The sequence below is a fragment of the Pseudoalteromonas sp. Scap25 genome (genome assembly GCF_013394125.1).
GTDB lineage: Bacteria > Pseudomonadota > Gammaproteobacteria > Enterobacterales > Alteromonadaceae > Pseudoalteromonas.
This window is the reverse complement of the sequence record NZ_CP041327.1, coordinates 2,485,339-2,498,225: the sequence shown is the minus strand read 5'-3', so window position 1 is coordinate 2,498,225 and position 12,887 is coordinate 2,485,339. Positions and strand designations below refer to the sequence as shown.

Annotated in this window: 15 protein-coding genes and 1 tRNA gene; 9 read left to right on the top strand and 7 right to left on the bottom strand. The window is 39.1% G+C overall.

Annotated features, from left to right (window positions below):
* Position 1 precedes the first annotated feature (1 nt).
* The 7 genes from FLM54_RS11625 to FLM54_RS18890 all read left to right on the top strand — a co-directional run bounded on the left by FLM54_RS11625 (position 2) and on the right by FLM54_RS18890 (position 4,372).
* Positions 2 to 661 (top strand): SPOR domain-containing protein, encoded by a 660-nt coding sequence (locus tag FLM54_RS11625; protein WP_178956436.1) that lies wholly within the window; start codon positions 2 to 4, stop codon positions 659 to 661.
* Positions 662 to 728: 67 nt separating this feature from the next.
* The gene (locus FLM54_RS11620; RefSeq protein WP_138608118.1) at positions 729 to 1,322 is read left to right on the top strand and encodes a FlgO family outer membrane protein; all 594 of its coding nucleotides are present in this window, start codon (positions 729 to 731) and stop codon (positions 1,320 to 1,322) included.
* A 12-nt stretch (positions 1,323 to 1,334) separates the two neighbouring features.
* Positions 1,335 to 2,012: a FlgO family outer membrane protein gene (locus tag FLM54_RS11615; protein ID WP_178956435.1), complete on the top strand. Its 678-nt coding sequence runs from the start codon at positions 1,335 to 1,337 to the stop codon at positions 2,010 to 2,012.
* A gap of 8 nt (positions 2,013 to 2,020) precedes the next feature.
* On the top strand, positions 2,021 to 2,698 hold the full coding sequence (locus tag FLM54_RS11610) for a FlgO family outer membrane protein (protein ID WP_138608116.1): 678 nt from the start codon (positions 2,021 to 2,023) through the stop codon (positions 2,696 to 2,698).
* 102 nt (positions 2,699 to 2,800) lie between these two features.
* A tRNA-Arg gene (locus FLM54_RS11605) sits at positions 2,801 to 2,875 on the top strand.
* Positions 2,876 to 3,237: 362 nt separating this feature from the next.
* A complete protein-coding gene (locus tag FLM54_RS11600; RefSeq protein ID WP_178956434.1) occupies positions 3,238 to 4,266 on the top strand; it encodes an SIR2 family NAD-dependent protein deacylase in 1,029 nt (342 codons plus the stop codon).
* Positions 4,247 to 4,372, top strand: a complete 126-nt coding sequence (locus FLM54_RS18890) for a hypothetical protein (RefSeq protein ID WP_256729715.1) — start codon at positions 4,247 to 4,249, stop codon at positions 4,370 to 4,372. The genes FLM54_RS11600 and FLM54_RS18890 overlap by 20 nt, the downstream gene beginning before the upstream one ends.
* A gap of 798 nt (positions 4,373 to 5,170) precedes the next feature.
* Here FLM54_RS18890 and FLM54_RS11595 read toward each other — a convergent pair.
* The 3 genes from FLM54_RS11595 to FLM54_RS11585 form a co-directional block, all read right to left on the bottom strand.
* Complete coding sequence (locus FLM54_RS11595) at positions 5,171 to 6,103, bottom strand: exopolyphosphatase (protein WP_178956433.1); 933 nt, start codon at positions 6,101 to 6,103, stop codon at positions 5,171 to 5,173.
* 133 nt (positions 6,104 to 6,236) lie between these two features.
* Positions 6,237 to 7,685 (bottom strand): dihydrolipoyl dehydrogenase, encoded by a 1,449-nt coding sequence (locus tag FLM54_RS11590; RefSeq protein ID WP_178956432.1) that lies wholly within the window; start codon positions 7,683 to 7,685, stop codon positions 6,237 to 6,239.
* Positions 7,686 to 7,739: 54 nt separating this feature from the next.
* Positions 7,740 to 8,468, bottom strand: coding sequence for a glutathione peroxidase (locus FLM54_RS11585; protein WP_008466566.1), 729 nt, complete (start codon positions 8,466 to 8,468; stop codon positions 7,740 to 7,742).
* A 113-nt stretch (positions 8,469 to 8,581) separates the two neighbouring features.
* On the opposite strand from FLM54_RS11585, the gene FLM54_RS11580 reads away from it, so the two are divergent.
* The gene (locus FLM54_RS11580; RefSeq protein WP_054201738.1) at positions 8,582 to 9,481 is read left to right on the top strand and encodes a LysR substrate-binding domain-containing protein; all 900 of its coding nucleotides are present in this window, start codon (positions 8,582 to 8,584) and stop codon (positions 9,479 to 9,481) included.
* Here FLM54_RS11580 and FLM54_RS11575 read toward each other — a convergent pair.
* A complete protein-coding gene (locus FLM54_RS11575) occupies positions 9,478 to 10,665 on the bottom strand; it encodes a flagellar assembly protein T N-terminal domain-containing protein (protein WP_138605264.1) in 1,188 nt (395 codons plus the stop codon). The genes FLM54_RS11580 and FLM54_RS11575 overlap by 4 nt on opposite strands.
* 139 nt (positions 10,666 to 10,804) lie before the next feature.
* Here FLM54_RS11575 and FLM54_RS11570 point away from each other — a divergent pair, with 139 nt between their 5' ends.
* Positions 10,805 to 11,263 (top strand): LPP20 family lipoprotein, encoded by a 459-nt coding sequence (locus FLM54_RS11570; protein ID WP_138605368.1) that lies wholly within the window; start codon positions 10,805 to 10,807, stop codon positions 11,261 to 11,263.
* Positions 11,264 to 11,332: 69 nt separating this feature from the next.
* Here the strand turns inward: FLM54_RS11570 and flgN are convergent, their stop codons facing one another.
* From flgN to flgA, 3 genes are all read right to left on the bottom strand, one after another.
* Positions 11,333 to 11,764, bottom strand: a complete 432-nt coding sequence (gene flgN / locus FLM54_RS11565) for a flagellar export chaperone FlgN (protein WP_178956431.1) — start codon at positions 11,762 to 11,764, stop codon at positions 11,333 to 11,335.
* The gene (flgM, locus tag FLM54_RS11560; RefSeq protein ID WP_010387860.1) at positions 11,757 to 12,077 is read right to left on the bottom strand and encodes a flagellar biosynthesis anti-sigma factor FlgM; all 321 of its coding nucleotides are present in this window, start codon (positions 12,075 to 12,077) and stop codon (positions 11,757 to 11,759) included. Before flgM ends, flgN begins: the two co-directional genes overlap by 8 nt.
* Positions 12,078 to 12,151: 74 nt before the next feature.
* Positions 12,152 to 12,859 carry a flagellar basal body P-ring formation chaperone FlgA gene (flgA, locus tag FLM54_RS11555; protein WP_178956430.1) on the bottom strand — a complete coding sequence of 236 codons (708 nt, stop codon included), beginning with the start codon at positions 12,857 to 12,859 and terminating at the stop codon, positions 12,152 to 12,154.
* Positions 12,860 to 12,887: the final 28 nt, after the last annotated feature.

Sequence of the window (12,887 nt, the reverse complement as noted above, 5' to 3'; positions counted from 1 at the left end):
CATGCAATATGCTAATTTATATAAACGCTACTCAATACTAATTGCCTGTATTGCTGCTCTTTTTATATCAGGATGCAGTACCACCAAAACTGCAGAATCTCCTCAGCCAATGCAAGCGAGTGCCAATCTTTCTGAGGCAGAGTTGGCGCAGCTAAAAGCATCGTCTCAGCAGTGGCAAGCAGCCAAAGCAGGTGTTGAACGTTTATTAGTGATTGAACAAGACTTAAAGTTATTAATAAGCCAATTAAATGCAGTGGCAAAACAAAGCTCTGCATCAACAAATACGCCTGCAGTATCAACAGCTAAAGCTTCGGCTGAAACGGTAGCACCAACAAAAGTTGCAAAAAAAGCTAAAGTAGCAACGAATACAGCTGACGAAAAACAAGCCGTTAAAGCCTTATTTGCCTTGCAAGTTGCAGCCGTTACCGACAAAGAGCGACTTAGCCAAAGTTTAAATCAAATAAAAGCCAGCGCATCTTCGTTATTTCAGGGCGAATTCGTGGCGAATGTAGAAACTATTAACGTGAGTGGCATGACTTACTACCGTTTAAAGCTTGGGGCTTATCAAAATCAAGCGAATGCGGCTGCCGATTGCGATAAACTTAAACAGCGCCAAATCAATTGCATTGTGAGCCATTACACCCAACAGCCATTAAAATAAATATGCATCTAGGGTATTAGGCATAATAATTGCTTTGTAACTATTATGTTTTTAGAGGATGGCAACTATGCGCCTTTTGTTACCCTTACTATTATTAAATTTAGCGGGCTGTAGCTTAACACCCCAGCCAAAGCCGAGTATAAGCACTGATGCGCCTAAAGCGGTCATGGCACCTTATACGCTTAACCAGTACGTAAATAGCTTGAGCGCCCAGCTTAGCCATATCAAAGAGCCTTTTAAAAGCACCGCTTCAATCGCGGTCAGCAGCTTTTATTTAGCCAATGCTTTGGATTCACAAATTGCTCAAGGGCAGGGTTCAGGGCTTAGTCAGCAAGTTCAAGAAAGCTTAATAACCCAATTTACTCAGTTAGGGTACAACACGGTTGAATATCGGCTTGAAAACCAGCTTAACTTATCAGCGAGCGCTGATTCAGTGTTAAGCCGCAGCACGAGTAACTTAAAGCAGCGTCAGATTATTGACTTTGTGATCACTGGTACTTTAACCCGTCAAGAACATGCTTATATTGTTAATGCTCGCATGGTAAATATGCAAACTAATCAGATTGTATCTGCCGCAAGTACTGAAATTCCCATCAATGTGATGTGGAGTAATGAAAAAATACAGCAGCGCGGTGACTATATTTACCGCAGTGAATATTAATTAGGAGCACACATGAAACGCCTACTATTAACTTTATGTTTGCCACTGGGCTTTGGTTGTTCACAAATGACAAACCATAGTGACACGCAAATTACCGACGATGCGCCTATGTTTTTTGAGCAACGCCCTGTAGCTGCACCAACAAATACAGATTCGCTTTATCAAAATAAAGCCGCAGTGATGAATAAAAACAAACAAGTAAATACGCCAACCCGTAAAAATATTAATCACTATGTGCGTGGCATCATGCAAGATATGGCTGAAAACTTACAGTACGTAAATACTAAAACGCCATTGGCAGTATCAAGCTTTGTTTTTTTAGACCGTGACTACAACAATGCTGACTTAGTAGGTAACCAAATAGCAGAGAGCTTTATGCACGAACTGCATAATTTTGGTGTGCCGGTCATTGATTTTAAAACCACCGATTATATGCGTGTAACCCCTGGTGGCGATTTTGTTTTTAGCCGCGACTACTTAGAGCTTAACCAAGAACAAAACTTTAGTTACGTATTAGCGGGTACGCTAGTAAATCACCAAGGCGGCATATTAGTAAATGCACGAATTGTTGGTTTAGCGAGTAAAGCGGTTGTAGGCTCTGTACAGGGCTTTATTCCGCAATCAGTTATTGATGCGCTAAATAGCAGTAACAGTGCTGATGGCATTATGCTTAAACAAGCGAGTAAGTGAGGTTTACCATGGTTAACTTAGTTAAGCGCTCTGCTTTAATTGGTATAAGTGCATTATCACTATTACTTTCAGGCTGTAATTTAATGGGCGAGTCGACCGCGACCGAGCCCGCCAAATCTGAGCCAGAGCAAACAGTGGTAAGCAATCTTGATTTTAACCAGATCATGGCGCAAATGCAGCAAAATGACGAGCAAGAACAATACGCCGATACAACGCAGTTTAACCCAAACAAGCACCATAAAAGCTTAGTTAACTACGTAGAGCAAATGGCACTTGATTTAACCGACACCATGCAAGTAGCCCCGCAAGATGCAGCGATTGCAGTCACGTCGTTCGTTGATTTAGACGCAAGTTTAACTACAGCAAGCCAGTTAGGTAATCAGTTATCAGAAACCTTTATACACCAGCTACAAAAGTTTGGTTATAGCGCGGTTGATTTTAAAACAGCCAATTTAATTACCGTTAATGAACAAGGCGACTTTGCATTCACCCGCAACACTCGCAAGCTTGCAGGTACGAATATAGCCAGCCATGTTTTATCGGGTACATTAATTTACCGTGCAGATGGGGTTGTTATTAACGCTCGCGTAATAAATATTGAAAATAAGCGCCTTGCCGCCAGCAGTCGAACATTTATACCGCTTTACGTATTAAATAAAGAAGATATATATTTATCAAGCAATTAACTTACTTTGATACTTGATATAAAAAACCAGATACCGTTATAATTTTTGTAAGCTGTAAGCTGTAAGCTGTAAGCTGTAAGCTGTAAGCTGTAAGCTCGATGTGGCCTCTTAGTTAAATGGATATAGCGGCCCCCTCCTAAGGGGCAGTTGCAGGTTCGATTCCTGCAGGGGCTACCAATAAAATCAATGGGTTACGAGCACCTCCTGTTGTGAAGTTTATTTTTTATAGCGCATTTATAGCAATCTAAATTGAATTATTATAATTTTAGAGAGGCTATTTATACCTTCTTAATACCCCCGATAATTTTGTATCGTGATTTAATTTATAAGCATCTAATAAATGCAAAAGTAGCTGGTTGAGCTCATCTGCACAGATGTAAAGTTAATAGTTTTTTCTACTTGAAGGCTTATAGTCTTATTTAGTTTATTGGAATTTATAAGCCTTTGATGCATAATTGTCCGTTATGGTATTTTTTTAATGGATATGAGCATAATAACCGAGGATTGGTAATTCGAATGAACAATAGTGTATTCAAATTATGAAAGTAGTTATCTTATCAGGTGCAGGACTTTCTGTTCCTTCGGGTTTACCTTTATATGAAAACATCAAAGAAACTCCTGAGTATAAACAGTTTCAAGTAGCTGATGAATCTGAATTATTGAAGTTAATTGAGGCTATTGGCTACAGATACGCGACATTTATGCCAAATCAAGCTCACTTTGAATGTAAGTACCTTGAGACATACTGTGATTCTATTGGTGTAGAGTTTAAACACTACACACTTAATATTGATGATTTAATCGAAAAGTCAGGTGGAAGTGCTATACATATACACGGCTCTATAGCTGAACCAAATAGTATTGTTAGTTTTAAAGATATTCCAAGCATAGATCTTTTTGAATTAAAATGGGAACAAAATGATATTTTAATTGTGTTGGGTGTCAGTAATACAGGTTTTCCATTAGCTGCTATCGAAGACAATGTACTTGCAAGTGGAGCAAGGTTTTTAAACTACAATGTGATGCCCAATAATGAAACAAGTACTGACACGGTTCTAGGTGATGTTGTAGATACTTTTAGAGCTCTAGATCATAATAATTTGCCACAGGTTGAGTTCATCGAAGTTGATTTAGGCTATACTGTAAGCCAGCTCGAATGTAATATCATGGGTGATGAGTACATAGTATATATACTTCCCTCGACTGAAAGCGATTTTAGTGCAGAAAGACTTGAAGAAACTGAATCATTAATAGGGATGGAACTCGACGAAAATTGCTATGAGATTAAGTTTGATCTTAAATCTAATATTGAAAATGAAACTCCATTTGAGCGACCAAAGGAACCTGCTACAAGAAAGCAACTAAACTTGCTAGGTAGGGTTATTTCAGGGTTAATATTATCTCATTCTATAGATAACGGGGCTACAGCTTACACTGCGTCAGCCGCAGACAAAAGACTTGTCTCATTTTACAATTTGCTTGCAAATCGGTATGTTGATCGACTAGAATATGAGCCATGGTGTGGTTTTGGTAATGACGGAGTAGATTATGCGTTCAAAAAGAAATGAAGTGACTAATCAACGTAAAGTTGAAGCTATGCGTAAGCTATCAAAAGCTTGTAATATTGCGATTAAAGCTGGTAAAGCAAAAAAAGCGATCCTGAACCCACAATAAATTAATAGCTTTATATTTATCTTAAAAAAACTGACTCTTATGTCAGTTTTTTGTTTTTAAATATCGAAAAATTATTCTTATATGTGTCTAGGTCTAGAGAATAGATTTTTTGTATTTAAACTGCACGTAATATGTGCTCTTTAGTCTACGCTTTAGTACTCAAGTTGAACAAAACTTATTAACCCACGCGCACTGCGTCAAACTACCTCTGCATTACTCTGTCTTTATTCTCTTTCTATTTAATTTATATTATTTAAAAAATGAATTTATAGAATATCACTTTACAGCTCTAAGCTGACAATGAAGTAACCGCATTTTTATATTACTTAGTACAGTTATTTACAGAACTCCAAGTAAGACCTTTTTTGCCATTCTGGCAAATAGTGAACTAAAGGTTGTTCTTGGCTTTGAGACTTTATTGGATATGAGCTAAAGCTAAATTAAGATCTTTAGCTATTTGAAATGTTGTATTTAACTACAGTTTTATTTATTGATGATAGCTTTAGCTAACTCGTTCTAGCTTTAGGTTATGCCTTTTCTACCTTCCATGAATAGTGCCTTGTGATTATAGCTTTACCAGCGAACCACAATCCTTTTACTTTAAGTATGAGTTCACCATCGTAATAGTTTTGTAAGCACTTGCCCGTTTCTTCTCATTTATAAAATCTTTTCTAATTACAAATAATAAAGCGAGTAACATAAATTTACTCGCTTTATTATTTTGATAGCTGATAGCTGATAGCTGATAGCTGATAGCTGATAGCTGATAGCTGATAGCTGATAGCTGATAGCTAGTTCTTAACCATCACTAGTAATTGTAGCGATAAGCTCGCTCAGTACCTGCTCAGCTTTGTTTGTTTCTACTTGGCAAGTACCAGCATTTAGATGGCCGCCGCCACCGTATTTAAGGCATAACTCGCCAACATTAGTATTGGAGCTGCGGTTGGTGATTGATTTACCAATGGCGTACACCACGTTTTGCTTTTTAAGCCCCCACATTTTATGTATTGAGATATTACATTCGGGGAACATGGCGTAAATAACGAAGCGGTTAGTAGCGTAAATGGTTTCTTCTTCGGTTAAATTGAGTACCACTAAGTTGTCGTGTACTGATGAGCAGCGGTCTATTTGCTCTTTAGCTTGTGCGTTGTGCTCGTGGTATAACGCAACACGCTCGGCAACATCTTCCATTGCTAGTATTTGTTCTATGCTGTGATCTTTACAGGCGTCAATTAACTTCATCATTAACTGGTAATTAGAAATTTTGAATTCACGAAAACGGCCAAGTCCTGTGCGCGCATCCATAATAAAGTTCATCAGTACCCAGTCTGTTGGGTTTAAAATTTCGTCTTTTGTAAATTGTGCCGAATCCCCTTTATCAACCGCTTCCATCATGTCAGTTGAAATATTAGGGAATTTCTCTGCGCCACCATAATAGTCATAAACAACGCGTGCTGCAGAGGGCGCATCTGGGTCAATAATATGGTTTTTTATATCGCTTTCGTTACGAACGGTTTCACTTAAGTGGTGATCAAATGCAATATGACAACCGGCAACATAGGGGAGGTTAGTGGTAATGTCGTTGCTGGTAATGGCTATTTTACCGTCTTGCATGTCTTTTGGATGCACAAATAAAATATCGTCGATTAAATCTAAATCTTTAAGTAATACGGCACACACTAGGCCGTCAAAATCGCTTCGAGTGACAAGTCTATATTTATTATTGCTCATTTTCGGTCCATTTTTGTTTGTTTATTAATCTGAGTGTAGCAGTTTAAACTCCATTTTATATACCAGTTTTTAACATAAAAAAAGCCAAAACAATGGTTTTGGCTTTGAGTAGCAAGTGTGTATTAGTGATGTGTTATGCGCCTGGGCCACATTCCATACAATGGTTAATAATGTCTGGGCCAAATTTTAATTTAGCGTTTAAATCACGTAGTGCAGTGCGTAGGCCTTCTTCAATAACAGGGTGATAAAAAGGCATATCAAGCATTTGTGGTACAGTCATTTTGTTTTGTACAGCCCATGCAAGTAAGTGTGCTATGTGCTCTGCTTGTGGGCCTATAAATTCCGCACCTAAAAATAAGCCGGTGCCGTGCTCGGCATACACACGCATGTGGCCTTTGTTTTTTAGCATAACGCGGCTACGGCCTTGGTTTTCAAAGCTGACTTCGCCTATTTCAAAGCACTCACAGCTGCCTAATCGTTCGCTAATTTCTTTAAAGCTTTCACCAACCATGGCTATTTGTGGGTCGCTAAACACAGCGGCAATTTTAGCGCGGCGTAAACCCGCACGTACATGAGGGTAGCGGCCTGCGTTTTGCCCTGCGATTGTTCCTTGATCGGATGCTTCGTGAAGCAGTGGGATCATGTTACTGGCATCGCCAGCAATAAATATGTGAGAGTTGCCACATTGCATAGTGTGGGCATCAGCGAGTGGTACGCCACGCTCATCAAGCTCTATGCCGGTGTTTTCTAACCCTAGTTTATCGGTGTTAGGTACTCGCCCTGTTGCAGCCAGAACATAGTCAAACTGCTCGGTATGTTTAACATCTTGTTTGTCGGTATAGGTTAGCTCTGCTTTATTACCTACCTGTTTCATATCTGAAACGTTTGAGTCGGTATCAACATAAAATTCTTCTGCAAATACGGTGTTAGCGTAATCTTTAACTACTGGGTCGGTTAGTGGGCCTATGGCACCACCTACACCAAAGAGTTTTACCTTTACCCCTAATCGGTGCAACGCTTGGCCAATTTCAAGGCCTATAACGCCTGGGCCAAATACGGCTACTGATTCTGGTAAATCATCCCAGTCGAATACATCGTCATTAATAATCAGTCGGTCGCCAAAGTTATTAAATACGCCAGGGTAAGATGGGCGTGAACCTGTTGCTATTACAAAGCGTTTAGCAGTGATTATGGTGTGCTCATCTATTTTCACGCGGTTGGCGTCTAAAAATTGTGCATAGCCACGAATTTTATTTTCGCTAGGTATTTCATCTACCGCTTCTACTACGAATCCTGCAAAGCGATCGCGCTCACTTTTTACTCGTGCCATAACGGCTTTACCGTCAATTACCGGTTTTGAGCTGTGAACTCCAAAGGCAGGTGCCATTTCTATTGAGTGCGCGGCTTCTGCTGCAGCAATCAATAACTTACTTGGCATGCAACCAACACGTGCGCAGGTTGTACCGTATGGGCCTGATTCAATCATAAGTACGTTTTGAGTAAATTGTTTTGCATTACGGTAGGCACTTAAACCAGCGGTACCTGCACCTATAACAACAACGTCGGTTTGCAATTCTTTCATAGTGTTTTTCCTTTAATAAACAGGGGCGTTGCAGCCCCTGTTTTATTTACTTAATTAAGCAAAGTATTTTTCTAGGTCGTCTGAGCCACCAATGTGCTTACCGCCAATAAATACTTGTGGTACGGTTTCACGGCCTGATACTGCTTTAAGGCTGGTAAGTGATGCGCCAGCACCCATTACAATTTCTTCAAAAGCAAAGCCTTTAGCTGTAAGTAGCTCTTTTGCTTTTTTACAGAAAGGACAACCAGGCTTAGTAAATAGAGTAACCGCCTCTGGTTTTACTTGAGTTGGGTTGATGTAATCAAGCATAGTGTCAGCGTCTGATACTTCAAACGGGTCGCCTGGTAAATCTGGCTCGATGAACATTTTCTCTACTACGCCATCTTTAACCAGCATAGAATATCTCCAGCTGCGCTTACCAAAACCTAAATCGTTTTTATCAACTAGCATACCCATGCCGTCAGTAAATTCGCCGTTACCATCTGGTAGTAAGGTAATGTTTTGCGCTTCTTGATGTTCAGCCCATGCGTTCATTACAAAGGTATCGTTTACTGATACACAAACAATGTCGTCAACGCCATTTTGTTTAAGTACACCAGCTAACTCGTTGTAGCGTGGTAGGTGAGTTGATGAACACGTTGGTGTAAATGCACCAGGTAGTGAAAACACAACGACTGTTTTGCCTTTAAAAATGTCATCAGTAGTTACTGATTTCCATTCGTCGTTTTGACGCGTTGCAAATGTAACGTTAGGGATTGTTTGACCTTCAATATTGTTTAACATGTTTTTAGTTCCTCTTGATTTGTTGATAGCCATTATGGCGAACAATTAAATATAGTTCCAATCGTTTGTTTGTATTAAACTGATAGGCATAAGCTATCAGGTTGAGTGTGAATATGAACTTAAAAGATTTAGAATATGTAAAAGCCGTTGCGCATTTTAAACATTTTCGTAAAGCAGCCGATGCCTGCTTTGTAAGCCAGCCCACCTTGAGTGGGCAAATTAAAAAGCTAGAACAAGAATTAGGGGTTATCTTATTTGACCGTTCAACTAAGCACGTTACCTTAACAACCCAAGGTGAACGTTTGTTGACACAAATCACTCTTATATTAGAACAAACTCAAATATTAAAAGAACTGGCTGCTACTTCTAACCAACCGTTACAGGGCAAGCTGAGTATTGGTATTATTCCTACTATTGCCCCGTATTTACTTCCTACACTGCTTACATCAATGAAAGCGGCATTTACTCAAAGTCAGTTTTCGTTTATTGAAATGCAAACTTCTACCATTTTAGCTGCGCTAGACAGTGGCGAGGTGGATTTTGCAATTTTAGCGGATGTGCCTGAGCTAAAAAATTACCATACGATTAATGTATATAAAGAAGACTTTTTAGTTGCGGTATCTGCTGATAACGCTTTAGCTGTAAATAAAAAGGTAGCACTGCAAGATCTTCAAGGTAGTAACCTATTAATGTTAAGTGATGGCCATTGCTTTAAAGATCAAGCCCAGCAGTTTTGTTTTTCGGCAGGAGTGGATGTTTCTAGCCAGTATCAAGGTAATAGCTTAGAAACCTTATTAGCGCTGGTGGCGATGGACGATGGGGTTACGTTTGTGCCAAAACTTGCTGCAATCCCCCGAGAGGGAATTCATTATTTGCCTATTTTTCCTAATCAGCAACGTAATATTGTATTGGCCTGTCGAAAGCACTACCCGCATTTATCTGGGGTTGAGCAGTTAGCAGATTGGTTAAGCGCTCACGATAATTTAAAAGTTAAGCTAACCCAAGCACTTTAGGGCGTTGCAACTTCCACAATATCGTTAATTTGTACGCCCGGTAAAGGCTGATCATTAATACTGACGGCAATGGCGCTATGCTGATATAGCTGCTCTACACGAATACGGTTCAAAGTGGTTATAGTATGCGGCATGGTGTTGCCTTGCGCATCGGTTAAATAATTATGATGAGCAATACTCAGCTGTTGGCCTTTTTCTAAGCCATGTGCCTTTCCTAAATTAATGACGAGTTTATTATTTTCCATGTGCATAATTTTGCCTTGGGTGGGTAGGCACGCCATGGCTGCTTGCAAATCGTAACTTAGGGTTTGGTTTATCTCACTAATACTTTGACCAAAAGGTGACTGCCAAAAACGATTACTGTTTACATCAATAATAGTTGTTTTTTCAAATGGCCAGATAGCTTGGCTTTGATAGCTTTGTTGCCACAAGGGTTCATAAGTAGTGCCATTAAATAAACTAAACTCTATTTGATAGTGACGCTGATAGCTTTCATCTTGCCAAAATGCATAGTCGCTATTGAGTTTATCGCTGGTGGATAAACTGGTAATTTGGCTTAACAACACATATTGCGCGTTACTGCGCGATGAAATTTCCTCTAACTGGCTATTAGAGTAGTCATGTTGTTGATTAAAGTAGGTATCGACTTTTATCGCTTTATTGAAATAGGCAACAGGGACAGCACTCATTTTTGATTTTTGCAGTGCCGTGTAGATGTTTTTGCTTACGGCTTTATTAATGTCAAATATTTGACCCATTCTAGCGTGTTCGCGATTAGTTAATTGGCTTTGCGTCACGGCTATAAATTTATTGAAGTTGCTTTGCGGGCATTGTTCGGTTTGTGCAAAAATATCTAGGCGTAAGGTAATCGCAAATTCATCACTGCTGCGGTTTTCGCTAACGAGTTCTATTTTTTGGATTTCGCCTTGGCTACTTATTTTTAGTTGGTCTTGAGTTAATACGCCATCTACAAGGGTTTGCACTGAACTTACACGAGCCCCAGAAAATACTAAGGCTTGGGTTATCGCATCTTTTATGGCTGCGGCTTTTGCACTAGGAATATCGCTATTTTGAATAACTGCATGGCCGGTAGACTCATACCACTGAGCGTGAGTAAAAGGTGAAAACGTTAATACCGCAGTGGTACTTAACCCTGCTAATACAGCCTTTAAAAACGATTTCATACTTTTACTCCAATTAAACGTTAGCGTTAATCAACTTCAGCAAGTAATGTACCACTATTTTTTGTTATCTATTTAAAGGCATATCACTGGCACTAAACATGCATAACTGAGTTTAATTAGTTTTTAAAGGCCCAGTATGATGCGAGTAATGCCATTAATGATCACATTAGGCTGCTTAACTTTAAGCGGTTGTAGTAATATATTTGATAAACACGTTGAGTATAAATATGTTGAGCCAAATAATTACCCAGTATTAAAAGCGGTTGGCTATGCGCCCATTAGTTTGCAGTCGGGAAGTAGTGATACGCAAAAACAACTTATGGCGATTAAGGCTTCAAAGCTCGAGGCTTATCGCGAACTAACAGAGCAAGTATACGGGCAAAAAATTACCGCAGGTACAACAGTCGCTGGGTCTGTTGCCCAAGATGATTATTTACAAAGCAAAGTACAAGGTATTATTAAAGGCGCACAAATTATAAAAACATATGCCGTTAATGATATGTATGTAACCGAGCTTGAGCTTAATATGAAACGCGTTCACGACTTGTACATCGGTGAGATAAAACCACGGGAAGTGAAAAAAGTCACTTATTACTAAGCGACAAATTATTACCCATAAAAAACGCCTAAACGAATTATCGTTTAGGCGTTTTTTATGGGTATTTTTTTAGGCTTTTAGGTTACGCACAATGCTGTTATCGGTATTTACGACGCTACCAGCTTGGTCGTAGGTCATTGATGAAGGTGCACCAATTAAAATACTTTTTAGCTGCTTTACACTTAACTGTGCCTGATGAGCTGCATGAGCATTAACTTCATTTTGTTTTTGACATTGCTCAAGCTTAGTTCTGGTCAGCTTTATTAAGTCATTGTTTTCATCTGTTTGCTGATCATTACTGGCAATCAGGTTACTGAGTTCTTTATCTAGGGTGCTTATGCTGGTTAAAAAAGACATTTTCTGTTGGGCAATTTCTTTCAAACCTTCGCCTCTACGTGAGGCAATAGCATTAAGCTCTTGAGTAAGAAGCTCACTCAAGGTTGTTAAACAATTTATTTGTTCGTTTAGTTTAATCGTAATTAAACTATTGTGATCAGCCATAAACATTAAACTCGAAGTCTGCTAAATTTTTGGCAAGTTTCTCACTGTCTATTTGATACTTGCCTTCGGTAATGGCTTTTTTAAGTTCAGCAACTTTGTTACTGTCAAAACCAGAAGACTGCTCTGCTTTTTCTTGTAAAGATTTTAATTGCTTAGCTTGCGGTGTTAGGCTCACCGAATCGCTTGCCGCTTTAGGCGAAGGCGTTTGCGCAGCCTGCGTATTTGCATTATCTCTTTTTAAATCAACTTTTTGCTGTTGAGTGTTTGTTAAAACACCAGGCTGTTGATTTGATTTGTTAACTTGACCGACCATGATAAAAACCCATTTATTACCCAACTGATGCCTATATATCGGCATTTACTAAAGATACTTTAGCATAAATTACATTAAATATTTACCTGCACAGACTCTACACCATCTACCCGTGCATTTAAAACTTTACCTGTTTTTTTGTTTTCTACTCGTACTTGTTCACCTAAGGTTCCATCCTCTAATGCAACACCCGTTGTTTTTACTCTTAACCCTTTAATATTGGCAAAAATGTTGACAGAGTCGCCTTTGCAAACCATACAAATTTGATTGAGTAGTACTGGCATACCTTCACGAATATTACGTTTACTGCGGCTACCAATAAGTTGTGCAGGATCATCAAGATACTGAACGCGTATAAAGTGCGCAGGGCGCATATCAATACTTAAATGGGATGGAGTAATCACTTCACCTCGTGCTAAATTAGTCGTTGCGACTACAACGGGTGCTGATTCAGTAATTCTGACATGAACGTACTGTGCCCAGTTATCACTATCGTTACATTTTATTTGAATGGTGACTTGACGATTAAAAGGGGGCTCACTTGGCGTTACTAGCTCTGGCTCAGAGTTACAATAGCGATCAGGTATGCGGCTATCTAACGGTAATGCGCTAAACTGTATTTTGTTATCATTTGTAGTCACTGCTTTTTGTGCAACATAAGATACAGCCATTTCTTGAAGTGATTCTTTACTAAATACTTGAGCCTTTAGTGGCAAAGTGAAGCAGAGGCTAGCAAGAAAATAAAAAACACTGTATCTTCTGATTTTTTTTAACAAACTCATAATGTTTCGACTATGCTTATGGTTGCAA

Bases quoted from the DNA above. Each gene is read 5' to 3' on its own strand.
- FLM54_RS11625 (WP_178956436.1), top strand. From the start codon at position 2: ATGCAATATGCTAATTTATATAAACGCTACTCAATACTAATTGCCTGT.
- FLM54_RS11620 (WP_138608118.1), top strand. From the start codon at position 729: ATGCGCCTTTTGTTACCCTTACTATTATTAAATTTAGCGGGCTGTAGC.
- FLM54_RS11615 (WP_178956435.1), top strand. From the start codon at position 1,335: ATGAAACGCCTACTATTAACTTTATGTTTGCCACTGGGCTTTGGTTGT.
- FLM54_RS11610 (WP_138608116.1), top strand. From the start codon at position 2,021: ATGGTTAACTTAGTTAAGCGCTCTGCTTTAATTGGTATAAGTGCATTA.
- FLM54_RS11600 (WP_178956434.1), top strand. From the start codon at position 3,238: ATGAAAGTAGTTATCTTATCAGGTGCAGGACTTTCTGTTCCTTCGGGT.
- FLM54_RS18890 (WP_256729715.1), top strand. From the start codon at position 4,247: ATGCGTTCAAAAAGAAATGAAGTGACTAATCAACGTAAAGTTGAAGCT.
- FLM54_RS11595 (WP_178956433.1), bottom strand. From the start codon at position 6,103: ATGAGCAATAATAAATATAGACTTGTCACTCGAAGCGATTTTGACGGC.
- FLM54_RS11590 (WP_178956432.1), bottom strand. From the start codon at position 7,685: ATGAAAGAATTGCAAACCGACGTTGTTGTTATAGGTGCAGGTACCGCT.
- FLM54_RS11585 (WP_008466566.1), bottom strand. From the start codon at position 8,468: ATGTTAAACAATATTGAAGGTCAAACAATCCCTAACGTTACATTTGCA.
- FLM54_RS11580 (WP_054201738.1), top strand. From the start codon at position 8,582: ATGAACTTAAAAGATTTAGAATATGTAAAAGCCGTTGCGCATTTTAAA.
- FLM54_RS11575 (WP_138605264.1), bottom strand. From the start codon at position 10,665: ATGAAATCGTTTTTAAAGGCTGTATTAGCAGGGTTAAGTACCACTGCG.
- FLM54_RS11570 (WP_138605368.1), top strand. From the start codon at position 10,805: ATGCGAGTAATGCCATTAATGATCACATTAGGCTGCTTAACTTTAAGC.
- flgN (WP_178956431.1), bottom strand. From the start codon at position 11,764: ATGGCTGATCACAATAGTTTAATTACGATTAAACTAAACGAACAAATA.
- flgM (WP_010387860.1), bottom strand. From the start codon at position 12,077: ATGGTCGGTCAAGTTAACAAATCAAATCAACAGCCTGGTGTTTTAACA.
- flgA (WP_178956430.1), bottom strand. From the start codon at position 12,859: ATGAGTTTGTTAAAAAAAATCAGAAGATACAGTGTTTTTTATTTTCTT.